The following is a 26,186-nucleotide window of genomic DNA, read 5'->3' on the forward strand; positions in this document are numbered from 1 at the left end:
CGAGCAGCCCTTCCGCCGCACCCCGATCGCGTCTTGACCCTCGGCGGGACCGCGTGAGCCGCGTGTTCATCACGGGCGCGTCCGGGTTCGCCGGCGCGTACCTCGTCGCCGCGTGCGAGGCCGCCGGCGACACGGTCCTCCCCGCCCCGCGCTCCGCGCAGGCGAACCTCGCCGACCCGGCGGTCGCGCGGCGGCTGGTCGCCGAGGCGCGGCCCGACGTCGTCTACCACCTCGCCGCCCGCGCCCACGTGGGCGAGTCGTGGGCGGACCCGCTCGGCACGCTGGCCGACAACGTCGCGATCACCGCCAACCTGATGGAAGCCGTCCGGCACGAGGCGCCCGAAGCGGTCGTGGTCTCGGTGGGGTCGGGCGAGGAGTACGGGCCGCCCGAGACCGTGCCGACCACCGAGGACGCGCCGCTACGGCCCCAGAACCCCTACGCCGTCTCCAAGGCGAGCTCCGGCCTGGTCGCGCGCTTCTACGCCGACGCGCACGGCCTGCGCGTGATCCACGCGCGCGCCTTCAACCACTCCGGCCCCGGCCAGAAGACGCTCTACGCGATCGCGAACTTCGCCATGCAGATCGCGAAGGGCCTGGATGCGGGCGAGCCGTCGATCACGGTCGGCACCGGCAACCTGGACACCCGCCGGGACTACACCGACGTACGCGACATCGTCCGCGCCTACCGGTTGCTGGCCGAGCGCGGTGAGCCGGGCGTGTTCAACGTCTGCTCGGGCGTCAGCCGGAGCGCACGCGAGCTGATCGCGGCGCTGAGCGAGATCGCCGGCGTGCCGGTCGCGCCCGAGGTCGACCCGGCGAAGCTGCGCGCGCACGAGGTGATGGAGATCCGCGGCTCCCACGAGCGCCTGCGCGCCGCCACCGGCTGGGCGCCCGAGATCCCGCTCGAGCAGACCCTGCGCGACACGCTCGCGTCGTTCCGGGCCTAGGAGGGCAGGCGGTCCAGTGCCGCCCCGAACTGCTGGGCGAGGACGCGGGCGCGGTCGACCTCGCGGGCCGTGAACGCCTGCCGGCGCACGCGGTAGATCTCCAGCAGCCCGACCGGCTGGTCGCTGCAGATGACGGGGACGAGCAGGACCGTGCCCAGGCCCAGCTCGGCCAGCTCGGCCAGCTCGGCCGGGTCGCCCGCCTCGTCGCCGACGACCACCTGGCCGGGGATCCGGTGCTCGAGCACGTAGCGGGTCGAGGGGAAGTCGTCGAGCGACCAGCGCTCGCCGACCTCGACGCGGTTCTTGGACACCAGCTCGATCTCGTCACCCTCGACGAGCAGCAGCGCGAGCTCGTCCGCGCCGAGCAGCGCCGCGGCGCGCACATTGGCCTCGCCGAGGTCGTGGACGGTCTCGGCCGCCGAGAGCTCGTCCGACAGCTCCGCGAGGCCGCGGGTGAAGGCGCCGGCGCCGCGTGGGTTCCCGGAGATCCGCAGCCCGCTGCGGATCTCGGACTCGGCCGCCGCCGTCGCCGCCGCGTCGGGCTGCGGCCACGCCGGCGCGGGGCGGCACAGGCCGTAGCCCTGCGCGTAGGTGACGTCCAGCGCGACCAGCGCGCGCAGGTCGTCGAGGTCCTCGACGCCCTCGGCGCAGATCGCCGCGCCCGTGGAGGACGCGAACCCGATCAGCGCCTCCAGCAGCGCCTGACGCGAGCCGTCGGCGTGCGCGCCGTGCACCAGGGTGCGGTCGAGCTTGAGGATCTCGGGCGCGATCCGGATCATCTGCTGCAGGCCCGCGTAGCCCGCACCGGCGTCGTCGAGCGCGATCCGGGCGCCGCGGGCGCGCAGGTCGGCCAGCGCCGCGTCCAACTCCCCCGCGGCCCCGAACACCTCGTGTTCGGTCAGCTCCACCACGATGCCCGTGAGGGTGGCCGGCAGGATGTCCTGGACCGGCGCGGAGAGCAGCGCGCGCGGTGACACGTTGAGCGCCAGGAACGCGCCGTCGGGGCGGTCCGGGAGCGCGAGCGCGGCGCGCATGGCCAGCGCCTCGAGCTCGTCCCCGAGGCCGACGCGGTGGGCCTGCGCGAACCACTCGTCCGGGCCGCGGCGCGGCTCGACGTTGATCCGCGTGAGCGCCTCGTAGCCGCCGGCGCGGCCCGTCGCGAGCTCGACCACCGGCTGGACCACGATCTCGATCGCCTCGACGCCCCGCTCGAGCAGCTCCGCGATCTCGTTGCGCTGCTCGGCCTCGGGCCGGATCGCGCCGCGCTTGTAGCGGACGGTCTTCCCGCGCCCCGACCGCTTCGCCCAGTACAGCGCCGCGTCCGCGTTCTCCAGCAGCACGGGGGCCTCGGCCCCGTCGGCGGGAGCGGCGGCCACACCCGCGGACGCCGCCACCGGCCGGCCACGCACGGTCAGCTCGGCGAGCGCCGCCCGCGCGCGCTCGGCGCAGTCCTCGGCGGCCTCGACGTCGGCGCCCGGCAGGATCAGCGCGAACTCCTCGCCACCCATCCGTCCGACGACGTCGTCGGTGCGCACGACCGACCGCAGCCGCTCGGCGCAGGCCTTGAGCACCCGGTCGCCCTCCGCGTGCCCGAGCGTGTCGTTGATGACCTTGAAGTGGTCGAGATCGAGCAGGACGACCGCCACGGGGTCGCCGAAGTTCAGCGCCGCCTTCAGGCGCTCATGGCAGGCCCGGTGGTTGAGCAGCCCGGTCAGCCCGTCCCGCTGCACCTGGTCGCGCAGCGTCTCGCGCTGGCGCGCCGAGTCGTAGGCGAGCGCGGCCATCGTCGCGAAGCGCTCGACCAGCTCGACCTCGGCCGCGCTGAAGGAGCCGCTGCCCAAGGCGCGGTAGACGTTCAGCGCCCCGACCACGCGCTCGCGCGCGAGCAGCGGCACGCAGACGAATGCCTCCGGCTCGTCGTCCGTGCCGCCTACCACGCTGCACAGTGGCTCGTGCCCGGAGTTCGGCACGTTGCGCGTGCGCCGGTGCTCCACCACCCAGCCGGTCACCCCGGTCCCGAGCGGGATCGGGTCCGCGAGCGCCTCGTCGACCCAGTTGCCGACCGCGAACACCGGCCGCAGCACGCCGAGCGCCTCGTCGACCTCGTAGACCGTCAGGTCGTCGTAGCGCAGCAGCGCCTGCAGATGGTGCGCGATCCGCCCCAGCGTCCCGTCCAGCGAATCCGCCGCCAGGATGCCGGAGGCCGCGTCGACCAGCGCCTCGAGCGCTGCTCCACGTTCGGTCTCGAGGGCGGCGGGCATGGTCACGAACCGTTAATCGGCCGGATCCGGGTCCGCCTTGACGGCCCTACACTGCTGTCCCCCGCCGGAGTAGCTCAGCTGGCCAGAGCAACCGCCTTGTAAGCGGTAGGTCACGGGTTCGAATCCCGTCTCCGGCTTTTGCAGATTTGGCTCTGTAGCTCGAATGTAGCGCCTTCCGTATCCAGTTCCCTGGACGGCGAGCAGGGGTAAATCGGCTCTTGGTGACAATTGGGTGACAATACGGCCCGGGAAATGGGGCCCGGTGCCACTGCGACTCGAACGTGCGCACGATCGCGTTCTCGGCGGCGTTCCCACTCGACTCGAGCAGTCAGGTACGGCTCGAACAGGTCGACCATGCCTTCGAGGTGTTCGACAACCCCGACAGCTACCGCTCGTCGTATCCCGACATCGACGGGGTCCCGCTGTTTCTGCCGCTGACGACGGCGGTGGAGCTGCATGGCTTGGCAAGTGACGACGAAGAGCGCCTGGCCACCCTCGTAGGGACGCGTAGAACCTGCAGTTGGTACTTTCACGGCGCCGCGATCGTCCACGCGCTCGATCTGGCAGTCGGAAGCGTGTGGTTCGCGGACCAGTTCGCCGACGAGATCACCGTGAGCGACTTCGGCGATTTCGACACCGTCGTGCGTCGGGAAGGTCTTTGGCAAGCGGCGTCTGGTCGGAGCGTGGACGCGGTCAAGGCGTGGCTCGATCAGCTTCCATGATCCACGACCGGGCAGCCTCTGCAGCCTCCCGTGCGCCGCGCGTCGCGGTCCGCCGACCGTGGCATTGGCGTGCGCAGGGCAATCGGCGCGATCTGGCCAGGAACTTGTCACAGCGCCGGTGCGCGGCCAGAACCGCCAGCGACGTCGGCGAGTAGGAGCAGCCCGACGATGCCCCGCAAGGTCGCCTCGCAGGCCGAGCTCACGGCGTTGATTGCTGCTGGCGAAGGGCTGATCTACAACGCCGACGGCAAGAAGCTGCACGCCATCACCTGCGAGTGGGTGCGCGGCATGAGCCTGGGGACCACGAAGTACTACCTCGACACCGCCGAGGCACCCGCGTTCACCGCCGCCCGCGGCGCGCGGCCCTGCCCCGCGTGCCTTCCGCGCGGAACGTCTGCGGCGTCAACGCTCGTGACGCCGACGACGCCACCCAGCGCCACGGCGACCCCTGGCCCCGAGACGATCGCGGACGCGACAGGCGAGGACGAGCACTGCGAGTTCGTCATCCGCGACCGTCAGATGACGGCGTGGACCGCTGAGCATGTACCGCTGTCGCCGAGGACGCCCACTGCCCGGCGAGTCCGCGCCGCGGTGGATCGAGCGCTGCCCGGTCTGGCCGCGGCCGACGGCGAGGTCCTGCACGCGACCTTCGCCGGCGCGAAGCCGATCCAGCCCGGCCGACGCGTCAGCGACGCCGACGTCGAGAACCTTTTGCTCTACAACTTCGCCGCCCGCAGCTTCGACAACGCCACCGCGCACGGACTGCGTATCGAGCACGATCCCGCCCCTCCACCGCCGACGCCCTCCGGACACCGCTACCCGATCGCGCTGCGCTACCGGCTCGCCCCCGCCACCGAGCCCTGGACCTACTGGACGCCCGTGCGCGAACTCGCCGGCTGGGAACCGGTCAGCCTCGGTGCGTTCGCGGGCGAGAAGCGCCTGGTCCAGGTGTGGTGGGCGCTGCGGCGCCAGGCCCGCCTCATACAGATCGGAAGCCCGCGCACAAAGGGAGAGACCTACGCAGTCATCGCTCGGATCCACCCGCCCACACACCACGGCGGGCGATGGGTCGCCAACCGCGTGAAGAGCGTCCTCGACGGAATCGTCTGTGGCTTCCAAGCCCAGCGCGACCGCACCACGGTGGCGCAATACGCCCGGAGGATCAACGCTGACCTGCAGGTCGGCGTCGACGCCATCACGACCGCGCTGCTCGACGACGAGCATGCCGTCATCGGCGCCGTCGACCGACTGCTCTGCCTGCACGGTCCGCGAGGCGTCAGGTGGCTACCGGCCGACCATGAACTCGTCGTCGCCGACGTGCGGCCGGCGCCATCGCTCGGCGACCACTGGGCACTATCGGGGGAGATCCACACCGTCACTCCCCGCCCGCAGGCATGAGCGAACGCGCGGCCGCGATCGGCGTGGACGGCTGCCGCGCCGGCTGGGTCGCCGCCATCGCCTACACCGACGGCCACGACCCGGCGCCGTCCGCCCCCGTCGCCCGCACCGAACTCCGCCTGTACACGAACGCCGAGGGCGGGCTTCGGCATCTCGTCGAAGAATGCGAAGCCGCCGGCGCGGGTGCCGGCACCCCGAAGGCCGCGCCGGTGATCCTGGCGGTCGATGTGCCCATGGGTCTCCCACGACGAGCGGGGTTACGAACCTGCGATCACGCGGCGCGCGCGACCCTCGGGCAGCGCTGGCCGTGCGTGTTCCCCGCGCCCGACCGTGAGCTGCTCGGCCTCAGCTTCGAGCAGGCCCGCGACGTGGTGACCGCTCGGCGTGCCGCGGAGCCAACCGCCGGCGCGCATCCGATCATGACCCGTCAGGCGATGGCGATCGCGCCCAAGATCGCCGAGGCCGACGCGCTGCTGACCGCGGCGCCGGACCGACAGCGCTGGCTTGTCGAAGTCCATCCGGAGCTGTCGTTTCGAGCGCTGGCGCTCGAACTCGGTCACCCGAGCGCAACCAGCGGTCTGCCGCGCAAGAAGCGCAGCGCAGGCCGGGCACTGCGGCGCGAGCTCATCGCCGCCGTGTTCGACGACGCCCTCACCCAGGCCGACGCCGCACCATGGACCGGAACGGTCGTCGGACGCGACGACATCCTCGACGCCTACGCCGGGCTGTGGTCAGCGTTGCGCTACCGGCACGCCAACGGTGTGGCGGGGGAGAAGCTGGTAATCCTCGGCGATGGCACCCCCGCCGCGCACAAACTGCTCGCACAGATGATCGTCTGACCCCCTCTCCGTTGTGCCCACCAACGGGGCCTGACGTGCGCGCAGCGGCCGGCGGAGCCCTGAGGCAGCCCAGCGAGCCCGCCGCTCGCGGCTGCCCAATGGACCACAGGTGAGCTGCCGACCACACGGGGCGAGTCGGGCCCTAGGCTCATGCCGTGCAAACGCCCCACCGCCTGCCCGATCTATCGGATCTTCCGCAGACCAACCTCATGGCCTTGGCCTTGGCGCAGAAGTGGGAGGCCGATCGGTACGCCGACCCAACGAACCTGCAGCTCGTCACCGTGGCGCGACAGCTCGACAAGGCCGTCCGCGACTACGAGTGGGCGCGCACGTCCTTCGACCAGCACGACGCGATGTGGGACGGGGTCGGGCCCGCCATCCGCCCGCGCAACCGCGGCATCACGGTGCCCCTGTTCCAGGCCATCGGACACTGCGAAGACCTCGTGGCCGCGCTCGACAGAATCCTTCGCATCCTCCGCGGTCTGCGCGCGTCCCCGGAGCTTGCGGCAATCGCCGATCTCCCGCTGCCATCAGCCGAGGCAGCGGCGACCGTTCGCCAGGTACGAAACCGGATCGCGCATGGCGACGAAGACATCGCCGACGGCAAGGCCGGCGTGGTCGCCACGCTCCGCCCCGACCCGGACGGCATGCAGATCGGGGATCACCGACTCAGCTTCGATGAGCTGGCGCAGTGGCTCCGGATGCTCTCGGCCTACGTGAATGCCGCGATCCCGTGACGCCCGCCGGCGAGCCGCCGGCGGGGTTGCCGGAATCTGCTGTTATCGCGCGCGCCGGCCGGCGGTCGCGCCGCGACCGACGTCGGGGCGGGCGCTGCCGTTCCTGCCTCGACCGAACCGTGCCTGGGCCGTCGGACCGGTCGCGAGCATCACTCCTCGTCGGGCTCATCTCGCAGATCCTCCAGAGCGTCGCCTGGTCCGGTGCGGGCGGCGGGACGGACACGCGAGCACCTACTCGGCCGGGAAGCGGGCGCTGACCCCGAGCACGTCCGCGACTGCGCGCGTGGCCGACTGCTCGGTCTGGTCGCCGTCAGCCGACACCGAGATGCGGCGCCACGGGAAGAAGTCCTCGGGAACCGGGTGATCCGCGTTCGGGTTCGTCCACAGCGTCGGCTCGACGTCCGCGACGGCAGTCGGGCTCAGGTTCGTCGCCGTGATGATCCCCGACAGGCGGCGGGACCGGTCAGGGGCGCCGTGTCCCCACACGCCTCCCGGCCCCACAAGCGCGTCCATGATGTCGGTGTCGGTGACGAAGTCTCCCGCGCAGAGGACGGCGATGACGTACGGCAGGTCGTCGAGCTCGTAGCGGTGCTTGAGCTTGCGGTGCAGCGCGGCGGCGAGGAGGACATCGTCGTTGAGCGTCCGCGGGCCGTCGAACTCGATGCGACGCTCGCCTTCGATCACGTGGCGGTAGTTGTCGGGCCCTTCGACAATGGACCCGATCACACCGAGGTCGGGGCGTCCGCGAAGATCAGGCTGCCATCCGGTGGCGACGAGGTCGACCGTCCAGCCATCGACCTCGATGCGACGGGCGGCCGCCTCCCCGTCTGCCGCGACACGCGCGATCTCCTCATCTGGGTCCATGGTCCGCAGCCACCCGTCGATCCGGCGGATCAGCCGCTTCCCGGGCGTGTCAGGTCCGACGGCGCGCACGTTGACGTGGAGGAGGAAGTCGCGCACGGTGATGCGCTCGATCGCGTCGTAGAGCTGTTGGAGCCGTGGTCGAGCGGTCGGGTCCACCACGTCGTCGCCGAGCGCGACGGTGACCTCCACGAAGCAGCGGGCGTCGGCGCGTCGCAGGAGAAGATCGGGCCGCATGTGGCCTGGGTCCTCGCGGCCGATGTCGCAGTCGACCTCGTCATAGCCGCCGCGGAGCGCCAGCTCGTGCTGGTAGAGCTCGTGGAAGGCGCCGAGGTGGTCGTCGCACCGCTCGCTCGTGAAGCGTGGCCGGATCGACTTCTGAGCGTCGGCGTGCAGCCCGTCGAACCACCGATCCATCAGTGCCCGGACGGGCACCACCCACGGCTCCGGCCGACGGTCCAGGCGGGCGTAATCCGACATCTTCGCCGGCAAGCCCGCGCCCCGGACTCGAACCCCGGATTGGAAGAGCGACGCGGTGGGTGTAGCGGCCGACGACGGCATGTCCCAAGGGTAGGCCGCGGTCCGGTCGGCGCGGTGGCGCCTTAGCGCGTTCGCCCGAATAGCGGTACACCGCGGCATCGCGCGTCGCCCCGTGCGTCCCCAGGCGATCAGGCGTGACGGGCTGCCCGCCTAGTCCGGAGGGGTCAGCCAGTGCTTGGTCCAGATCGAGTAGTTCCACTCGTCGAGGACCTTCAGGAGCGTGTGCCCGAAGGTGTCCTCGTGGACCGACGTCGTGCACTGCTCGATCGCGTACTGCATGAAGAGCAGGTAGTACTCCGGCGGCGCCCCGTCGTCGCGCCACTTCCACCCGATGTACGCGATTGCGATTCTGCGGTCCCACATCGGGAAGAACCGCGGATGCAGCACGGACAGCGCCTTGGCGGCGCCGACCTGCCCGACGACCGCCTTGAACGCCGCGTAAATCTCCTTGACCGTGTCGTGCTCGTCGTCTGCCAGTGTCGCGATGTGCCGGTTGGTGAACCCCGTGCGCGCGGCGGCGGTGTCTTCGAGGACGCACATGATGTCCGTCGGCGTGGTCTTCGGGCCCTTCGGCGACCAGATGCGCAGCAGGGCGTGGATCGCTTCGCCGGCTGTGAACGTGTCGCCCGCCAGCAGTTCGCGGGTCAGCCGGTGCGCGTACTCGGTCGGCTCCTTCTCCGTGTAGACCCCGTGCGCGTGATGCAGCTCGTCGGCGGTCGGGTGGTGAAGGGGGAGCGCTTTGGGCAACCGGGGCAACGTCGTCGGCTACGCGGGCCGCGGGCCGGAGTAGTGGACCTTCGGGGCGACCGGCGCGGGGACCGATTCAGAGTCGGCCTGCACCTTCGCGTGGAGGCCGGCGACGACGCTGGTGGTCGTCCCGAAGATCTTCTGGGCGGCCCAACCGTACGTGCGCAGGTTGATCGCGTCGACCGTCGCGGTGTCGGCGGATGCGACGGCGTAGCGGCTGCCGCCTGGGGTCAGTTTGAGGCAGGCGCCGGGCGCGAGCGGGACCGTCGTCTCCGCGGTCGCCGAGCTCGCCCACATGTTGCCGCGCGTCGCCGGAAGGTTGGGGTCCCACATCGCCATGCCCCGGTCGTTCTCGATGAACTCCTCGTCGGTCGTCAGCACCGTCCAGTCGAGCGCCGCGACGGTCAGTGCGATCTGGCTGACGTTGAGCGACAGGGATTGGAACGCCGCCTCGGGCGTCGTCTGCACCGGTCCGTCGGGGTCGGGCATCTTCTTCTTCTGCGCCTCGGCGAACGAGCGGATCTCCTTGTCGCCGGCGGTGGGGTTGATCGTCCGCCGGTACGCAGCGGCGACCGCCTCGAAGTCGTCGAGCTTCGCGCGGCGCGAGCGCAGGAACTCCCGAGCGGCGAACTCGGCCAGGCGGCGATGGTCGGCGAGGCCGGGAGGCGTGCGCCCCTGCTGGAGAGCAAGGAAGAACGCGATCGTCCACCGGTCCTCGTCGGCGATCGACTGGGGCGCCGTCCCGAGGCGCTTGATCGGGTCCGCGGCATGCCCCTCGATGATGGACATGAACGTCTCGATCTTGCGGTCGAGCACGCCGTCGTCGTCGTGCAACGAGTAGAGCTCGCCCACGAACGCGACGTTGTCCGGCTTCGTCGTCTCCGTGCGGCCGGTGGCGACGGTCAGGACGGCGAGCCTGCCCTCCCGCTTCTGCGGCGTCGCCCACCGGGCGAGCAGGAAGCTCGGGACGTAGTGGTGGCGTTGCGCCTTGGTCTGGGACAGCGGCGTGCCCGACTCGACGAGTTTGCGGAGGTGACGGACGAAGGCGGGCTCGGGGGACTGGTTGGCCACGTCGCAGAGCGTAGGACGGACGCGACCGAGCTGGGCGGTTCAGGCGGCGGCGGTCGCCACGACGGGCTCGGGCGCGTGCCCGGTCACCGCCTCGAAGATGGCCATGTCGCGAAGATCGCGCACGAGCTTGCGCACCCATGCATCGGTGTAGAGGTAGTCGCGGTGCGGCTCGTCGTAGACGCAGTAGCGCGTCTCGGTCACCGCTGGCCGGGCGGTGCCGGATGGCGGCCGTACCCTAAAGTGCCGCCATGCCGGCGTGTGGTGGCGGTGGGTCGTGAAGACCATCCCGAGCTCGGCCTGTACAAGAGCTGCGACGTCACTGGCCTTGTGCTTTCCCTTGTTCTGGACGGCACCTCCTTATTGCGCACGATCGTCTGCACCGTGTCGCGCGCCCCGCGCTGCGCATCGGTCATCTCGTCCTCGCGCAGGAAGCGCATGACGACGTCGCTCTCCGCCTTCGGGCCAGTCTGCGGGAGCAGGTAGACGCGGAAGTCGTAGCGCCAGTCGCCCTGCACGGCCTCCGGTAGCGCCGCGTCGTGCTCGCGGATGAACGACGTCACCCGCTTTGGCAACTTGCGGTGCGTCGCCTTGAGCGTCGCGACGGCGTCGGGGGTCAGGCTCGACATGAACACCGGGAAGCGCAGGCTGTCGGCCAGCCCCTCCTCGCCTCCGAACCAGTCCACGAGCGACTCCTCGAAGTTCAGGACGAGCGCCTGGCTCTTGCCCGCGATCGCCGTCGCGAGTTGCTCCTCGTAGCGGTGCTCGATCTTGTTGCGCAGCTTGATGAAGAACTGGACGTTGCAGCGGACGGGGTTGGCCGGGTCCGGGAACGCCTCGCGGATGCACCGCGCGAGCTCCCACACCTTGATCTCGCTGTCGACGCGCTCGAAGTGGCCGTTGGGCTTGCGATAGCGGATGTCGACGCCGTCGCGCGCGAAGCGCGCGTGGAGCATGTGCAGCCACGACAGGTGCATGTGGACCACGAAGCCCTCCAGGCTCCGTTCTGCTGCCGTCCGGTTGTAGAGGTCGACGGCCAAGAGGGCCTCCCGGCGACCGGCCTGCTGAGTGTGCCACCACTTCGAGCGAGCAGGCATGTGCGGAGAGTAGATATCGCTCCGGCGGCCTACGCCCGCGTAGATAGCTGAGAACGCCGCGCTGCAGGGGGGTGAACCGGTTGCGGGTGCCACCGTACGCCGAGAGTCGCCGGGCGCAGTCAGGCCGTCGACGGTGCATCGCCACGCCTTCCGGAACGTTGGACGACGAGTGATCACGACATGGCGCTCGGCGGCCTGATCGCCGCGGCCGCCGTGCTCGTCGCACGTGCCGTCGCCAACTCGTCGGTGGTCCCGCGTGTTGCTCGGGGGTCACCGACGTCCAACTGGGGCGTGGAGAACCCCACAAGTTGCAAGCCCGTCGCGCCTGGCGCGACGTTGGGTGCAGTTCGCCGCCCGGTTGAACCCCACGTGGGTCTTCCGGATAAGGACCGCCCGGAACGGCCGGTATCGCCGGAATATCCCGGATAGGCAGATCCCGCTGTTGTAGATTCGCTGCTAGGGCGTCGATTACGAACCTGGAACCGAGCCCCAAAGGCTGATCGCGGCGGTCGACCGCGCCGGGACCTCAGGTCAGTAGGCAGATCACCGGCGTGCGCCGTTCATCGCTCGCCGTCCATAAGGTCACGGAGGGCGCCGTCGACCGCGTCAGGCTGCTCCGTCGTCCGCCGCCGCCGGCGAGTGCGGCCGTTCAGCAGTTCGCCGATGTCGTCGAGATCGCCGCCGAGTACCTGCTCGAGGGTCTCGACGGCGTCACCGCTCATGTCCAGGACCTGCTGGTAGACGCTGAGCGTGAGCTTGGCGTCGGTGTGGCCGAGCAGGTACATCGCGCGACGCGGGGCGACGCCGCACTCGGCGAGGATCGACGCGAACGTGCGCCGCAGCGTATGCGGCGTGACCTTGGGCATCGGCGTCTGCCGGCGCGCGCGCAGCAACTCTGTAGCCAGCGCGACCGTCGGCGCGAGCACGTGATGGGCGACATTGCCCGGTGTCTGCGGCGTGCCCTTGCGGGTCGAGAACGCGGCGGTGCGCAGCCCGGACGATCTCGTCTCGCGCGCGCCCGCGCTCGCGCGAGAGTCGAGGAGGATGTCGCGCAGCGCGGGGACCATCGGGATGATCCGCTCGCCCGCGAACGTCTTCGTCTGTGGGCCGGTCTCATCCTCGTCTCGCGGCGGGATCAGGATCCGGCCGCCGGCGAGATCGAGGCGGTCCTCGGGCAGCCCGCACAGCTCGGAGATGCGCGGGCCGGCGAGCACGAGCGCGCCGACGATCGCGCGCCGCTGGCGACGGTGACCGGTGCGCGGGTCGTTCCACACCTGTCCGCGACGGACTTTGCCGATCAGGACATCAGAGACGCCGAGCTCGCGTGCGAGCTTGACGGCGCTCTTGTCGGACTGGCGGATGTAGTCGACCTTGTCCCAGTCGAGCACGCCGCCTCGGCCGTCGAGCTGGTGGGCCGCTTCGAGCAGCGCGGCGATGTGGTGCGGCTCGAGGAACGACCTCGCGGCCGGCGGGGCCTTCAAGTAGACGTCGCGTTCGGCGGCGGGGTTGCGAAGGACGTGCTTGGGATAGCGCCGACGGGCGTCCTTAAGCACCATGCGCACGGCCGCGATCGCCTTGTTGATCGACCCGTTCGACAGCGGCCGCCGGCGGCGCTCGTAGGTTCGCCCGTCGGGCATCGTGACCGTCTGCATCAGCGGGTGCCCCGCGGCCGCCGCATCGCGGATCGCGTCACGTTCGGCGAGCATGGCCTGCACGAAGTCCTCGATCACGACCTCGTCGATGCGGTCGACGCTGCGCGGGCCGAAGTGGTCCATGCCCGTGCTCAGCCGCCACAACAGATCGCTGTGGGTCTTGGCCCCGACGCGGCGGCGCTTGCGCTCCAGCCACTCAGACGCGAACACCTGGAAGTTCGGCGGCTCGCCAGGCGTGGCGGCGGTCGGCTCGTGGTCGGGCGGTGCCCACTCGCCGCGCTCGATCATCCGCGCGATGTGCTCACGCTCCGCCTGGACACGATCCTCCGTCCAGCCCTCCCACGACCCGCCAAGCGGGACGAACACGCGCTCGCCCTGGAAGGTCACGCGCAGCGCGAAGCTCGTTCCGCGGCCCGTGGGCTTGCGGATGACGGTGCCGACGGCGGGCCTGGCCACGTTATGGAGACTAGCTCCGGGCGCGATCGCGGTCACCGGGGAACCAACCCGTTGGTGGAGCGGCTCGCGGAAACAGCGGGAGTCTCTCGGTGAGCCATTGTCTGGAGCCGCCCTCACCGACCTGACCTCCCCCGGATCAGCGGCACGTTCGTCGGACCGGAAGCGCTGCGCGGGCGTGCAGGTCGAACGTGAGCCGGCGGAACCCTTTCGGCCTCCGCGGCCGACCCGGCGTCCGCAAGCGTCGCGCGGACCTGCTCAAGATCGAAGCGGAGCCGCGCCCTCGGGCCGTCGCCGAGCCGGACGGCGCCGAGCTGGGCGGCGCGCGCGTAGACCCAGTCACGTTCGACGCCGAGCGTGCATGCCAGCGTGGCGGCGTCGACGTAGCGCCCGGGAGCGACGCCTTGCCGGAGCAGCAGTTCGACCACACGCGCAGCGACCGCTTCGATGTCGTCGGCGTCGAGACTCATGACGGTCAGCGGCTTCGGCGCTTCACCTCTCCGGCGGCCGGCGAGCGGCGATCGAGTCCGGAGTCCGCGTGCCTCGGAAGCCGCGTGTGGAGCTGAGATCGTGCGCGCGCTCTGAGCCCCTCCGGCGCAGCCGAAGCGGCCCCCCGCGACAAGCGAAACGGTTCGTCGTCACGGCCGGGGCAAGGAGTTCGGTGCTCGCTTCAACGGTCTTGCGCATCTCGTTCCGCGGCGCCGCCGTACCTAGTGCTAACGGTCCGCATGCCCGCAAATTCCGGATGCGACCGGACGTGCCTGCCCTACCAAACCTCAGTCTTGCCGGTGCGTCGCCGCAGTCGGCTTGCCCCGGCGCTGCAGATGCCGCTCGCCGATGCGACCACTGGCCGGGCTCGATGTTGAGTCCCCCAAATGCCCGGAAGCGGTGACCGTGTGACCGTTGTTGTCGACGATCGCACATCCCATGGGAATGACGCCCCGGGGCCAGCGCAAGCCGTCGCTTATCATCCCAGCCTTACCGTGCCGGTGTTGCGACGCTCACTGGTCGACCTCGTCACTCCCAACCGAGGGCCCGCGGCGCGCGTAGACTCGCAATCGTGCATGAGCCGGTCATAAGTGAGGTAGTGGAATCCGCACGCTCGCCCTCGGCGAGCACGGCTCGCGTGGGGTCGTGGTCCGATGGTCGGACGGGAACGTCACGGAAGCTCTGCGCTACTACGAGGACGAGATGCTCGTCAGCGAGGGCGATCTCGTCGGACTAACTCAAGAGCAGGTCCGCAGTCTGCGGCATCGCCGCGACGTCGGGTACCTGCAGCGCGACGACAGCGCGCCGGACGACGTAGGACCGTTCTGGGACGCGTAGCCGGTCACTGCAGCAGGTCGAGAGGCAGATCCGCGATATCACGTAGGCGGTCGGCGCGGATGAGCAACTCGAGCTGACGCTGGACTTCGGGCGGAGATACCCGGCGGACCGCACGCTCGAGCAGCGGAAGGCTGAGGTGGTATACGCAGTCGATCTCTCCGGTGCCCTTGCCGAGGCTTTCCAGCCGCCCGGGCCAAACCTCGGCGGTTGCGACAACCATTCGCGGCATCGGCCCACGCCGTTGCCGAGCCAGCTGCAGCGCCTCGGTGCGGACGTTCTGCCCCCGATCGTTGCGTAGCGTGAACTTGCAGCTGACGTTGGCATGGCACAACGGGACCTCGCCCGGCGCCGCGGTGAGCGGCGAGCGCAACGACTTGAGCTCATCCGCGGTGACCAGGCGATCTCCACCTCTGCGCTTGGCCGTGAGCTGGCCGTGGTCCTTGGGCGGTATGAGGACGAGCAGATCGGCGTCAACGAGGTACTCGCCGTGCAGGAGAACCTCAAGTTGCTCACGTTCCTCCGCTGCCAGCGCCTCGCGTTCGGCGACCTTTGACTTAGGCGATCGAGGCTTCGACGGCACCGGGTCGACCTTCATGCGCGTTGCATCGCGGTCGAGCCGTTCCAGCAGTCTGAGATGCGCATACTGCCGGCCCGCATAGATCTTGCCGCGCTGGAACTCCCAGTTCTCGCGGCGGATGGCGAGAGCCTCGGGCGAGCACAAGCACGAGCGCAGGAACGTCTCGATCGCCTCGGCGAACCCAGCACCGATCGCATTCGCCTCCCCCGTCGTGGGGTTGGCGAGCGAGCGAGCCGGAGATCGGGACGCCGAGAGCAGATTGAGGAACTCCTCGCCGATTGCGTGCGACGTGCCGTCGGAGACTGATGGCAACCCGGTACTTCGGTAGCCCAGTAGCTCCCGCGCGACGAGATCCGTGATCAGCTGTTCTTTGGCATCGAAGATCACGGACATCGCTATCGCTGTTCCACGACGCCGGGTGAGATCCTGCGGGCGTCAGGACTGAGAAAGTCCGCGGATGTCACGCTACGCCGTCGCGATCATCGCGGCATCGCGATAGCCGGCGAGCTGATCGCGGAATGACGCGACGGCCTCCGCCCGGAGTGCCGGCAGCCCCTCCGTGTACCGGGTGCAGATCAGCTTCTTGCTGAGGCCACCACCGGCCAGCACCGCATCACATCCATCTACGAACTTCGACAGGTACGTAATACGCCGCTTGAAGAAGTCAGCGTGCGGCTCGAAGAAGACAAGCTGGTCGAGCGGCAGAACCGGGCCGGCGCCCGGTACGTCAAGTTCATCCCATGCGCGCCGGGCGAACGAGGCCACCTCGGGGCGGACCGGCTGATGGCGGAAGAGTTCAAGGCTGGTTCGCTGGAGTAGCGCCTGTACGGGCGAGGCTTGGCGATCTGTGAGCGGGGCAAGCCATGTCGGCAGCCATACGAGGTTCGGCATGAACGAGTACAGCCACGGGTCCTCGCCTGCGACGCGGCCACCAGGCAGATCCCGCCAGATATGGCATGCGGTGAACCCGCGCCACGGCTTCTGGCCGGTAAAAGGATGCCCCGCCGGCCCTCGCATGACGACGGGAAGCGGGAGCTTCTTGATGATCGAGTTGTCGTCGCGGAGGAAGCCGTCATCGCGCGGCGCTCCCCACGCCTCAGGCCCTTGGTCATACCGGCATGACCGGTCTCGGACGCACCACGGCGTCATCACGGGCAGCTGGGCGTAGGCGGCCGGAGACCACCACACTCCGAGCCGCAGGATCAGGTGCGTGGCCAACTCGATCCCGGTACCGGTCTGAGCGCCCGCCAGATACCGGTACAGCTGCGCTGTGCGGGGCGCTTGTAGCGCCGTGCGGTCGCCGCTCAGGCGATCGAGCTCGGCGATCAGCTCAACCTTCGCATCGACGCCCTTCATGCCATCCACCCGCAGGACGGGAAGAAGCCAAGGTCAGGGTTGCTGGGAGTCCCGACGACGAGCCCGCGGTCAAGGAAGCGGTTGAATTCCTCGCACGCCGTCTCGGGCACGAGCGCGCAACTGTGACACGCGGCGAGGTTGCAGGAGTCGGGGCCTTGCCCGGCTGAGGTCCCGATCTCCATACAGACCGGGTCCGATGCACACCAAGTGGCTCCGCGGAGAGCGGCGTCAAGGACGTTCTCGAGGTACCCCGGCTTGCCCATACGCACGAGACCGCCCATCGTCCCTTCAGCATCGCCCGCGGCGGTGTAGATCAGGACGGCGGCGTCAGGGCGATCGGCGGCAGACGATACGTAGAGACGCTCCTTCAATGCGGCTGAGCTGTATCCGCACTCGAACGTCAGCTGGTTCATGAGAAGGTGCGCCAGCGTGTGGACGAGTACGAAGCGCGGAGTCAGGTCGCGGTCGCGGAGATTGCGCTTCGCCTGGGCCGTGGCGTAGAACTTGACGAGTTTGCCGACGTGGTCGCGCACGTCTGGTTGCGCTTCCCATTTCTTAAGCCTCGTCTCGCTGAGGCGTAGGAACAGGCCTTCGCCGAACACGCAGTAGCCGGGAAGCCAGCGCTCCTGGTAGACAGGCGGGGCCTTCCAAAGCTGCGCGAGCCGGTGTTCCCTGTCAGGCGGCTGCTCGGGGAAGATCCGGCTGAACCCGGCCAGCACACGGGTTTCGCGTAGCCGCTCGACGAGGTTGAGCGAGCTGAACGCATCGGGTATCACGTCGGCGTACTCGTCGGCCTCTCCGCGCCGGACTGTCAGTTCCGGCGTGTCGATTGAGTCACTGAGCACGGCTGCCTCAGCTCTACGGAACTGCTCCTCGCTTTCTTCGTCGTCGCCGTCGTCTTGGGGCACGTCGCGGGCTCCAAGCTCAACGTCGAGAGCCGCTCGAGCGGCCGCCTCGACTTCGGCGTCCGAGTACTTCCGGAGCATCCGCTCATAGCCGCCCGCCCGGTACCGCTTGGCGTCCGGGGCTCGGTCGCTGTCGTGATCTGTGACGATCCTCGTGATCAGGTCCGGTGTCTCGAGGATGAGCGCGACGAGTTCCTCAGCGGCGCTCGACGCAGAGGTCGCAGGCAGGTAGATGGCACTCCGTATGACGCCGAAGTAGACGTTCGAGGCCGACCGGAGGCTGCCGCGCAGCGGCCGGTTGCATGAGTGAGGCTTAGAGCTTCCATGCTGTGGCGTTACGCCGTTGCAGTTGTAGACGGTTCCCGGCTCGAGGTTGCGGGCCAGGAACGACGAGTTCCCTTCGGCTTGGGTGATGCTGCCGAGGTTGCGCTTCTCGCCGCACGAGCACGTGACGCGCTGGTTGGCCAGCGTGGCGCCGCCCGTCGAGAACAACTTCATGGTCCCGCTGCAGCGTGGCGCCGCGCTCCGGTGAACCCACTCGCGCCACGGGAAGTCCTGCAGGTGGCCCGCGTCGCACATGGCGACGAATGGGACCTGGGCGAGGAACCGTTTGCGGCCCTCGGCCTCGCACGCCGTGCACTTCTGCCGCCCAGTCGCTTCGAGGCGAACCTCGCGAAGCGTCTTACACCATGGGCAGAAGTGCCACTGCGGGAAACGCAGGAACGGGACCGTTAGCTCGACGTTGGGTACGACCTGGCCGCGCCGGCGGCGGCGATAGTCCGGCGGCAGGCGGAAATGGCCGACGCCGAGCCGCCGCTGCAGGCGCCACTCCTCGATCCGGAACTCGGCGTCGTCTGCTGCGGTGCCGTTTTCGTCTTGCCCGAACCAGTGATCCAAGCCCGCGGCGATCATGGAGGTGCCGTCAGGCGCGACGAGCATGGCGCCAGGGCCGAACGGGCTGATCATGTGTGCGCGGCGTACGGGTGCGCGTGACATCAGGCCCGGTCCCTCTCGTATTCCGCGGCCAGCAGGTAGGCCTGCGTGACCTCCGCTCGGCATTCGGCATCTACGTTGCGAAGCGACGTCGGGACAGCCCACGACAGCAGTTGCTCCTCACGGCTGGCGTAGCTGCCCGCGTACCGCAGTAGCGCGTAGTCCTCTGAGTCGTTGTCGGCAAGCCAGTCCGAGTAGCCCCACTTGCGCCACTGCTCAGCGCGCTTGGCGAAAACAGCCGCAAGCTGCTCCGATTCGTCCGGGTCTACGTGGTCGACGCGGTCCTGCAGGAGTTGCCGCGCGGCTTCGAGCAGGTCGTCGGGAACTGGCCGGGGGCCCGTGCCGTCGTGCGCGAGCTGCCGGACATAAGCAACGATCACGGCGTGCAGCGCCCGGTCGAGCACCGGTGGCGCGAACGGCGTCACACTGGTTGGCTCGACTTGGGCATACAGCCGCTCGTGGTACGAGCGGAACTTCTCGAAATGAGACCTGTCGCGGGGTTTGGAAGCGCTGTAAATCGTCGCGACAAGCCCAGGGCGCTCCCACCAGCTGCGACCCACGCGGCCGGTGGCCTGGATGTATTGCGCGGTTGTTTTCGGCTGGCCCACGACCGACATCAGCGACAGGCGGTCGATGTCGACGCCAACCTCCACGATGTTGGAGGCGAGGCAGACATCCACGGCGCGGTTCGCTTCCTCCGTGTAGCGCACCTCGAGCTCTTCAATCGCGGCAGGCACCTCGTCGTTGCGGAGGCGGCCGGTCAGCTCCGTGTCGCGCCAGATGCGCCGGACCTCCGCGGAGTCGAGGCCGAGCCGTTTGGCAACAACGCGGAAATAGTCCGGTATGTCCGACTGCAGCAGCGAGACCGACGTCCCGAGCTCACGTAGCGAGTTGAAGAACACGAGCAGGGTCCACCAGGGATCCCGGACGTCAGCCTCGAGCATGTAGGCAGCCTGCAGCAGGGTGGTGAATGTGCGGACCTGCGCAGTCTGCACGGAGCCAAGGCCAGCCCCGTGGATGCCCACGTATACGCGGCCACGTTCTAGCTTCCCCTCCTCGTCGCGCGCGTAGCTCGCGAAGTACGAGTCGCCGGCATCCAGACCACGAGGCGGAAACAGGGCGACTTCGTCTCGCGCGTACAGGTCGCAGACCTGCTTCTCATACCGGCGGATCGTGGCAGTTGAGCCGACGATCTTCGGCGCTACCGGCTCATCGCTCCGGCGGTCTGTTGCGAGCTCCTGGATCACCGTTTCGTACAAGCCGACCATCGAGCCAAGCGGGCCGGAGATCAGGTGCAGCTCGTCTTGGACGATCAGGTTCGGTGGGCTTACTTCGCGGTCGCCGCCGGCGATCAATCCGAACAGGCGCCGTGCCTCCGGACGGAACGCCAGCATGGCGAACTTATCGACCGTGCCGATGACGAGCGAGGGTCTACGCTCGTACACGTCTTCGTCGATGACATAGACGGGCAGGCCCTTGTGGAACTCGCACGTCCCGTCCGGGCATCTCAGGCCGACGGACTCCTCGCGTTCAACGTATCCGGCGATTTTCGGCTCCGTCCTAACCGGGCGACCTTCCTTCGACGCCTTGATCGGGCCCATCTGCGCGGCGCACCAGGGGCAGCGGAGCAGGATGAATGGGTTCTCCCCAGTGCCGTCGCGATTGAGCTTGCGTAGCGCGGCAACTGCGTCGCGGCGCGAATTGGGTGTGACGGACGCGCCGAGCCATACTCCGATCGAGATCTCGTGGCTGCCCAGCGACTCGGCGCGCTGCTTGCGGACGTGCTCCATCGCGCAAATCAGGGCCGAAGCTCGTTGGAACTGCTGCGCCGTGAGCAGGCGCAGCGTGTAACGCATCAGGACGTCCACGCCCGTGTCGTTTCCGTCCCGGAGCCGGCGGTAGAAAATCGAGAATGCGGTGAGCGCGAGGTACGCCTCGGTCTTGCCTCCACCCGTCGGGAAGAAGATGAGCTCGACGACCCCTCGGTCTGGGGCCGTTCCCTGCGCGGTCGAGCGGAGGCAAGCGAGGACGAACGCGATCTGGAAAGGACGCCAGGTTCCGCGCCCTTCGGTCCGCGGCGTGAAGCCGCCTTCGATCCGTATCCGCTTGGCCTTGCGGTCGTAGATCGTCTCCCGTAGTGCATGACCGCTGCGCTGTTGTTGCAGCAGCATGGCCCAGTTCGCGAGGCGAAACGCTTCTGCCGCCAGCGGGTCCGTGCCCGAGACGAGGAAGTCGATGCCGTCCTTCATCCGGTCGCACGCCTCACGGCACAGTCGCATGTGCTCCACGGCTGCGTCCCGGTGCTCAGAGACGTCGTCGATGCGAGCCTCTTGCGTCTCGATCCAAGCCGTGTAGCCGGCCACGATGTCCCGGAGGGATTTCACCCCGTCGTCGTCAGCGACGATCCCCGCGAGCGGCGCCATAGGAACCGCGATTGTGTTTCCCTCGTCGTCTCTGATCTCCGGCGTCGTGCTCGGGAGTTCCACCTCGGGCAGCGCGGCCGTCAGCACTTCCGTGGCCCGGTGGCTTCCCTCCGGCGCCGTCCAATCAGCAGAGCAGCCATGCCCGATGGCGAAGGCCGGCACATCCCGGTACAGCAGAGCGAGGGAGGCCAGCTCAGGGTCGTCACCGACTCGCTGGCGCTCTTCGTACGGGCAGAAGATGGCCGCGCCGCCGGCCTTGCAGGCGAGCTGGACCTGGAAGATCGACGCACTGTCGGGCGCTTTCGCGCTTGAGCGGTTGACGGCGCTGACCGTAAGCAGGTACCGGTCATCACCGAGCGGCCTGGTGAAAGCCGCGAGGTCAAGAGCGATCCCCTCAGGGAGGTCATCGTTCTGCACGTCAGCCGGGACCATCCCGCGGCCTGCGGCGAGCGACGCGCGCGGAAAGCGCGCCGAGATCGTGAAGGGCTCGCGCAGCCACCAGGTCCAGCGAGCGCCTGTCGAGCGGATGGCGATGTCCTTGCTGCGATAGCGAGCACCGGACAACACGACCTCGAGGTGATCCGCGTCCGAGAGATCGCATACGAAACTCAGCCCAAGGCTGCTCGGGCGGAAGCCGTTGGCGGTCGTCAACGGCAGATCGTCGTCGGCGGCTTCCCGGGCGATCGCCCGCCGAGCTGTGAGCCGATCCGTGTCGTCGTCCCGGTCTTTATCGGCGATCGCCTCGGTTTCGGCGACATCGAGCGCGTCCTCTTCGGCGCCGCTGGCCGCGGTGGCGTCGAGCGTGTCGTCCTCAGCGGGGCTCTTGCCGGGATCGGCTTCGAGTTCCAATCCGATCGGGTACAGGACGCCCACCCCGTAGCGCTTGCCGGGCCGATCCCCGGTCAGGATCTCTTCCCCTGTTCCGGCCTGCCGGTATGGACCTGACGCGGCCTGCGGCGTGTCGAACACGAGCTCACCCGCGCAGTTGATCTCCTTACCGGCCGGTGAGGGCCCTACGAGCTCGGCACGCAAAGCGGCGAGCAGGCGTTCCCTCGCCCCGATGAAGTCAGGCATGAGGCTCCTCCGCATTGAAGCGGTCCATGAGGTCTAGGATCTCGTCGCGGAGTACGGCGTCCGCGAAGACGTGAAGCTGCTCGGTCGGCCTCGTCGTCGCGGTGTAGAACAGCGACCGCGCACGGTCGCCGTGGACTTCAGTGATGTCCGTGACGAGGACAATCGGCGCTTCAAGCCCTTTGAAGGCTTGAACCGTCGCGTAGCCGATGAGATTACGGCCCCGATCCTGCCCGTAGGGCTGAAGGCGGTCCTTCCAAGGGGAGGGCAGGCGTTTCGCGACGCAGTCGCGGACAGGAGAGAGAAGCACGATGTCGCGGCCCTCGGCGCCCGCAGCGTAGAGCTCTGCCAGGACCGCCTGCACTTCCTGCGCCTCGTCGTCGGCGCCGGTGAAGTAGCGAACCCGGGGCGCGGGCCCACCATCAGGACGGCGAACTGCCGCATAGGCGGGAGTCAGCTCGGACAGCATCGTCACCCAGCGAGCGATGCGCGGCGTATTCCGGCAGTTTGCTCGCAGCGCGTAGACGGGGATGGAACTCCGTGCAGCAAGGAACTCGTCGAGACTCACATTCGCCGCGTCGAAGAGCGCCTGCCGCTCGAAGTCGCCGAAGAATGTCCAGCGCCCCGACGACAATCCGCCGGCGAGTCGCAAGTCCAGGAAGTCGAGGTACGTATCACGCAACAAGTCCTGGGCTTCATCGACCACCAGCCGGTCGTATGTCCCGCCGCCGTCTTGCTCGAGGAGCGCAGACACCGCGAGGTCGGGGAGCTCATCCCGGAACCACGCCTCGGTGGCCGCCTGAGGTTGGACGGCTCCGGCCGCGCGAAGCATGTGGGTGTGCAACGTTCCTGCAGTGACTCCGGTCAGCTCCTTCGCCTGCTCGGAGATCCAAGCCCCGAGAAGGCGGTTGAAGCAAACCAGCAAGACGCGTTCGCCCTCCGCGGAGGCGCGGCGCGCGGCTTCAAGCGCGAGTAGCGTCTTGCCAGTCCCCGCAGGCCCTTCGAACACGACGCGGGGGTTGCGGCTCATTCCGTCGAGGGCGGCGTATTGCTCCTCCGTGTAGGAGAGGAGCTCCGCCGCGGCTTCGTCCCGGCGACGAGCGGCCGGCTGGGCCACTTCGAACGCGGGGCGCAGTGCCGCCACGATAACGTCACACTCGCGCCGGCTCGGGACGCCTTCGATGGCCTTGTGCGGCAGACAGGCGCGCGCTTTAGCGAGCACCCGCGTCACAAGCTCCCCAATGGACGCACGCCGCAAGTCGCGGTTGTCGATGACCTCCCATTCGTTCCACTCGACAGCGGGTTCGCGGAAATCGACGTGCGTGAACGCGACCGCTGCCCAGGCGATGACCGCATCGGCTTCAGCGCGGCGCCGCTCTCTGAGCACGCGGAGCAGCGAGTACATGTTGTCCTCGGCCTGCTTGAAGGGACTCCGCGTCGTGAGGGGGTCGTTCCCTAGGCGCCAACGGCCGTCCGCTTCCCTTGACACTCGCCGGTGAGCTTTTACCTCGAGGCACAGCATCCCGAGGCCCGGCGCGATCACCACGAAGTCCGCTTCTCCACGCATCTGGCTGATGTGCCGCGGCAGATTGAACGAGTGCAGGACGGTCCATCCTTCCGTGGCTGGGTCGTCACGGAAGCGCCGGAAGAGCTCTTGCTCGCCCGGGCTCGCGGTATCCGGGCCGATAGCAGCAGGGATCATCCGAGCCACAGGTCACCTTCGATCTCGAAGACCCTGCGGAGCCGGCTTCGTGGGACGGCGGCGAGGTCCGGAGCGCGACCGGTGATGCGGGCCACGCGAAGAGTTCCTTCCCCGTCAATCTCCTCAACCTCATAGTCGTCCCAGCCGTTTTGCAAGAGAGTGGTGAGGTTTGCCTCTTGTAGTTCTGCGAGGAGCAGCCGCCGGATTTCGTTCCCGGCCTTGGTATGGGCCTTCGCGATCTTGCCCATGGCGTCCCACAACGCCTCCGCGTTCGCCTCTCCGACAAGAGAGCAGATCGCGGCGAAGTCGCTGTAATCCCGCGTCTTGATGCTCGTCGGGTCAGCCCACCGCCGGACGTTGGCCTCAGAGGCGATAGTGCTGCCGAGGCGCCGGAGCTTCCTCGCGACCAGCGCAACGCCAGCCTCATTAAGCTCAGCGTTGAGGGCACCCTTGAGCCGCTGCTGAAGCCGCCGGAGATGCGCGGCTTCTGTCCCGAGGAGCCTGTCCGCATAGTTGCGGACGTAGTTCTCATCACCCTCTGTCCGCACTACCAAGAAGTCGCCGGGAACGAGCTCTGACACCAGGGACTGGTGGACGAGGAGCTCCTCGTCGACCTCCGCTACGTTCGCTCGCGCGCCGTCCCGGCTTTCGAAATAGACGCCCTGCCCGGACGCCAGCACGAACAAGGCTGCTTCGACTGGTTCCCCCCAGCCTTCAACATCGCTGTGCCGGGCCGCTCGGGTCACCGCACTCCACTCGATGCGAGGAACGACATCAGCGGCGTCGACCAACGACCGCCCGGGTCGAGGCTCCCGCGCCGGAGCCTCCTCTAGTGCCTGGCGGACTCGCTTCTCGCTGCCGTCCACAAGATCAAGCTCGGGACCGCGGTCGCGAAGCCACCCGAAACGCACGAAGACAAACCGCTCCGCGCGCGGAGCTCGTAGTACCCGGCTGGGGAACCACGCTGAGGGTCCGACGGCCACAACGTCGCTCGCAGTCGTGCGGCTCAGCTCCGCCGCGGTCAACACGGGCGTTCCCGGAAAAGCTTCACCGACGGCGCCGGCGTGACGGCCATCGACGAGCAAGATCGCGGCACCCTCCCGGCGCCAGATCTGGCCGGAAACGGCGTCGCCGAGCGGGTCGTCCCCGCAGGCCCACAGGTGCTCAAGCGTGTCGGCGACGGTAAGCGCGAGCTGCGAGTGATCGGGCGCGACCTCGGGTGCACGGCGCAGGCGCGGCAGGACGGCGTCCGCCACGGCCTGGACGTCAATCGCGCGGGAGTTCACCGGCAGCGGAACCGTAGCCAATCGCCAGCGCAGCGCGCGCAGCGGACGGGCGATGCTCGCCCAGTATCCCTCAGACGCTTCGTCTCCGACGGAGCGGAGCAGCAACTGGATCTGAGACGAGAACTCTTCGATGGTCGGGTTCTCGATGATCGCCTGGCGCCCTGTCCATGTCCTTGCGAGCTTGTGCAACCCGTCTGCGGTGAAGAGAGTCACGCCACCTCCGCAAATGCCACGAACTCGATGCCGTCCGGGACCACGAGACGCCAAGCGAGTTCTGTGTCCGGCTGGGCGTAGGCCATGTCCTGTGCGAGTTCGGCGCAAGCGTCTTCCGCGCTAATCGTCGAGCGGTCGAGCACGACGAGCTTGTGAGCTGTAGGCCAGAGGTGCCTGTAGCGGAGGAAAGCGCGACCGCCGTCCAGAACGGCGAGTTTCGGGGCGAGCTCTCGGTGAGCCGGCGTCGGCTCCACCGACGACGGGACCGCGACGGCGCGATAGAAGCGGTGGGCGTCCCGGAACTGCTGGACGCGTGCGATGTTCTGCAAGACCCCTGATCGAGCCTCTTCAGGTCCGCCACTTGGCAGCAACGGCTCATCGCAGAACTCTGTCTCCACAGCGGCCAGCGTGCTGACAAGCACGACATCGCAGCGCTTGGTGGTCGCGAACGTGAGCGCTGCGGAGTCGCCGACCAGAGCCCGGAGCAGCGGCGACGTCCGCACCGTTCGTGCCTGAAGCGTCTCGCCGGCTTCATCTTCACCGGCTAGGCGGACCTTCAGAGCATGTGAAACATGGAGCTTCCGGGTCTCGTTCCTCCGCAACTGGAAGGAGATGAGTTCCTGCCCGTCGATAGGCGACGGTTCGAAGCCGCACCAACGCCCGTCATACACCTTGTCCTTCGGGCCGAAGTACTTGATTGGCGTCTTGGGCGGCGTGTTGCGCAGCACCTCAACGTGGGCCGCGAGATCGTCAGGCGCCATCGGACTGAGCTCATCGCAGCGCTGTACAGCCGCTGCAACCGCGAACACCGCGGCAAAGTCCCGGGTCGGCACTGACACGACCGCCGTCGTCGGTCGACCCGCCGGCACCCCGGCCAGGCCCCGGCCCAGGTGCGCCATGAAGGCGGCCCAGTCTGGGATCCGAGTGCGGCGTGCGTGACCGTCGCCGTCCTTGGCGCCCAGGAACCACAGATCTGAGACTTTCGGTGAAGACCGGCCAACCACTTGCACGA

21 protein-coding genes and 1 tRNA gene are annotated in these 26,186 nt (G+C 68.8%); 7 read left to right on the top strand and 15 right to left on the bottom strand.

The window, feature by feature from the left end; genetic code table 11:
- Positions 1-53 precede the first annotated feature (53 nt).
- A complete protein-coding gene (locus tag OJ962_RS21360; protein WP_202956009.1) occupies positions 54-947 on the top strand; it encodes a GDP-mannose 4,6-dehydratase in 894 nt (297 codons plus the stop codon).
- Here the strand turns inward: OJ962_RS21360 and OJ962_RS21365 are convergent.
- Entirely contained in the window at positions 944-3,208 is a 2,265-nt protein-coding gene (locus OJ962_RS21365) for a diguanylate cyclase (protein WP_202956008.1), read from the bottom strand. The genes OJ962_RS21360 and OJ962_RS21365 overlap by 4 nt on opposite strands.
- A gap of 63 nt (positions 3,209-3,271) precedes the next feature.
- On the opposite strand from OJ962_RS21365, the gene OJ962_RS21370 reads away from it, so the two are divergent.
- The 5 genes from OJ962_RS21370 (at position 3,272) to OJ962_RS21390 (ending at position 6,904) form a co-directional block, all read left to right on the top strand.
- A tRNA-Thr gene (locus OJ962_RS21370) sits at positions 3,272-3,345 on the top strand.
- A 144-nt stretch (positions 3,346-3,489) separates the two neighbouring features.
- Positions 3,490-3,930 (top strand): hypothetical protein, encoded by a 441-nt coding sequence (locus OJ962_RS21375; RefSeq protein WP_202956007.1) that lies wholly within the window; start codon positions 3,490-3,492, stop codon positions 3,928-3,930.
- Between the two features lie 168 nt (positions 3,931-4,098).
- Positions 4,099-5,328 carry a hypothetical protein gene (locus tag OJ962_RS21380; protein ID WP_270006581.1) on the top strand — a complete coding sequence of 410 codons (1,230 nt, stop codon included), beginning with the start codon at positions 4,099-4,101 and terminating at the stop codon, positions 5,326-5,328.
- Positions 5,325-6,167 carry a DUF429 domain-containing protein gene (locus OJ962_RS21385; protein WP_202956005.1) on the top strand — a complete coding sequence of 281 codons (843 nt, stop codon included), beginning with the start codon at positions 5,325-5,327 and terminating at the stop codon, positions 6,165-6,167. Before OJ962_RS21380 ends, OJ962_RS21385 begins: the two co-directional genes overlap by 4 nt.
- A gap of 155 nt (positions 6,168-6,322) precedes the next feature.
- Positions 6,323-6,904, top strand: coding sequence for a hypothetical protein (locus OJ962_RS21390; RefSeq protein ID WP_202956004.1), 582 nt, complete (start codon positions 6,323-6,325; stop codon positions 6,902-6,904).
- A 231-nt stretch (positions 6,905-7,135) separates the two neighbouring features.
- Here the strand turns inward: OJ962_RS21390 and OJ962_RS21395 are convergent, their stop codons facing one another.
- The 7 genes from OJ962_RS21395 to OJ962_RS21425 all read right to left on the bottom strand — a co-directional run bounded on the left by OJ962_RS21395 (position 7,136) and on the right by OJ962_RS21425 (position 13,750).
- A complete protein-coding gene (locus OJ962_RS21395; RefSeq protein WP_270006582.1) occupies positions 7,136-8,182 on the bottom strand; it encodes a hypothetical protein in 1,047 nt (348 codons plus the stop codon).
- Between the two features lie 273 nt (positions 8,183-8,455).
- On the bottom strand, positions 8,456-9,052 hold the full coding sequence (locus OJ962_RS21400) for a hypothetical protein (protein WP_202956002.1): 597 nt from the start codon (positions 9,050-9,052) through the stop codon (positions 8,456-8,458).
- Between the two features lie 18 nt (positions 9,053-9,070).
- Positions 9,071-10,123, bottom strand: coding sequence for a DUF4238 domain-containing protein (locus tag OJ962_RS21405; RefSeq protein WP_202956001.1), 1,053 nt, complete (start codon positions 10,121-10,123; stop codon positions 9,071-9,073).
- 39 nt (positions 10,124-10,162) lie between these two features.
- Positions 10,163-10,324: a hypothetical protein gene (locus OJ962_RS21410; protein ID WP_202956000.1), complete on the bottom strand. Its 162-nt coding sequence runs from the start codon at positions 10,322-10,324 to the stop codon at positions 10,163-10,165.
- Positions 10,321-11,217 (bottom strand): DUF3644 domain-containing protein, encoded by an 897-nt coding sequence (locus OJ962_RS21415; protein ID WP_202955999.1) that lies wholly within the window; start codon positions 11,215-11,217, stop codon positions 10,321-10,323. Before OJ962_RS21415 ends, OJ962_RS21410 begins: the two co-directional genes overlap by 4 nt.
- A 560-nt stretch (positions 11,218-11,777) precedes the next feature.
- Positions 11,778-13,325 (bottom strand): tyrosine-type recombinase/integrase, encoded by a 1,548-nt coding sequence (locus tag OJ962_RS21420; protein ID WP_202955998.1) that lies wholly within the window; start codon positions 13,323-13,325, stop codon positions 11,778-11,780.
- 113 nt (positions 13,326-13,438) lie between these two features.
- On the bottom strand, positions 13,439-13,750 hold the full coding sequence (locus OJ962_RS21425; RefSeq protein ID WP_270006583.1) for a hypothetical protein: 312 nt from the start codon (positions 13,748-13,750) through the stop codon (positions 13,439-13,441).
- Between the two features lie 763 nt (positions 13,751-14,513).
- On the opposite strand from OJ962_RS21425, the gene OJ962_RS21430 reads away from it, so the two are divergent.
- A complete protein-coding gene (locus OJ962_RS21430; protein WP_270006584.1) occupies positions 14,514-14,648 on the top strand; it encodes a hypothetical protein in 135 nt (44 codons plus the stop codon).
- Positions 14,649-14,652: 4 nt separating this feature from the next.
- Here the strand turns inward: OJ962_RS21430 and OJ962_RS21435 are convergent, their stop codons facing one another.
- The 7 genes from OJ962_RS21435 to OJ962_RS21465 all read right to left on the bottom strand — a co-directional run bounded on the left by OJ962_RS21435 (position 14,653) and on the right by OJ962_RS21465 (position 26,184).
- The gene (locus OJ962_RS21435; protein WP_270006585.1) at positions 14,653-15,618 is read right to left on the bottom strand and encodes an NgoMIV family type II restriction endonuclease; all 966 of its coding nucleotides are present in this window, start codon (positions 15,616-15,618) and stop codon (positions 14,653-14,655) included.
- A 72-nt stretch (positions 15,619-15,690) separates the two neighbouring features.
- A complete protein-coding gene (locus OJ962_RS21440) occupies positions 15,691-16,581 on the bottom strand; it encodes a hypothetical protein (protein WP_202955994.1) in 891 nt (296 codons plus the stop codon).
- Positions 16,578-18,545: a DUF1998 domain-containing protein gene (locus OJ962_RS21445; protein WP_322101339.1), complete on the bottom strand. Its 1,968-nt coding sequence runs from the start codon at positions 18,543-18,545 to the stop codon at positions 16,578-16,580. The genes OJ962_RS21440 and OJ962_RS21445 overlap by 4 nt, the downstream gene beginning before the upstream one ends.
- Positions 18,482-21,976 (bottom strand): helicase-related protein, encoded by a 3,495-nt coding sequence (locus tag OJ962_RS21450; protein ID WP_202955992.1) that lies wholly within the window; start codon positions 21,974-21,976, stop codon positions 18,482-18,484. Before OJ962_RS21450 ends, OJ962_RS21445 begins: the two co-directional genes overlap by 64 nt.
- Positions 21,969-23,675 (bottom strand): nuclease-related domain-containing DEAD/DEAH box helicase, encoded by a 1,707-nt coding sequence (locus OJ962_RS21455; RefSeq protein ID WP_238932020.1) that lies wholly within the window; start codon positions 23,673-23,675, stop codon positions 21,969-21,971. The genes OJ962_RS21450 and OJ962_RS21455 overlap by 8 nt, the downstream gene beginning before the upstream one ends.
- Entirely contained in the window at positions 23,672-25,174 is a 1,503-nt protein-coding gene (locus tag OJ962_RS21460; RefSeq protein ID WP_202955990.1) for a hypothetical protein, read from the bottom strand. The genes OJ962_RS21455 and OJ962_RS21460 overlap by 4 nt, the downstream gene beginning before the upstream one ends.
- Positions 25,171-26,184 (bottom strand): hypothetical protein, encoded by a 1,014-nt coding sequence (locus OJ962_RS21465; RefSeq protein WP_202955989.1) that lies wholly within the window; start codon positions 26,182-26,184, stop codon positions 25,171-25,173. Before OJ962_RS21465 ends, OJ962_RS21460 begins: the two co-directional genes overlap by 4 nt.
- Positions 26,185-26,186 lie beyond the last annotated feature (2 nt).

The organism is Solirubrobacter deserti (assembly GCF_027587175.1).
In the GTDB taxonomy this organism is placed as follows: domain Bacteria; phylum Actinomycetota; class Thermoleophilia; order Solirubrobacterales; family Solirubrobacteraceae; genus Solirubrobacter; species Solirubrobacter deserti.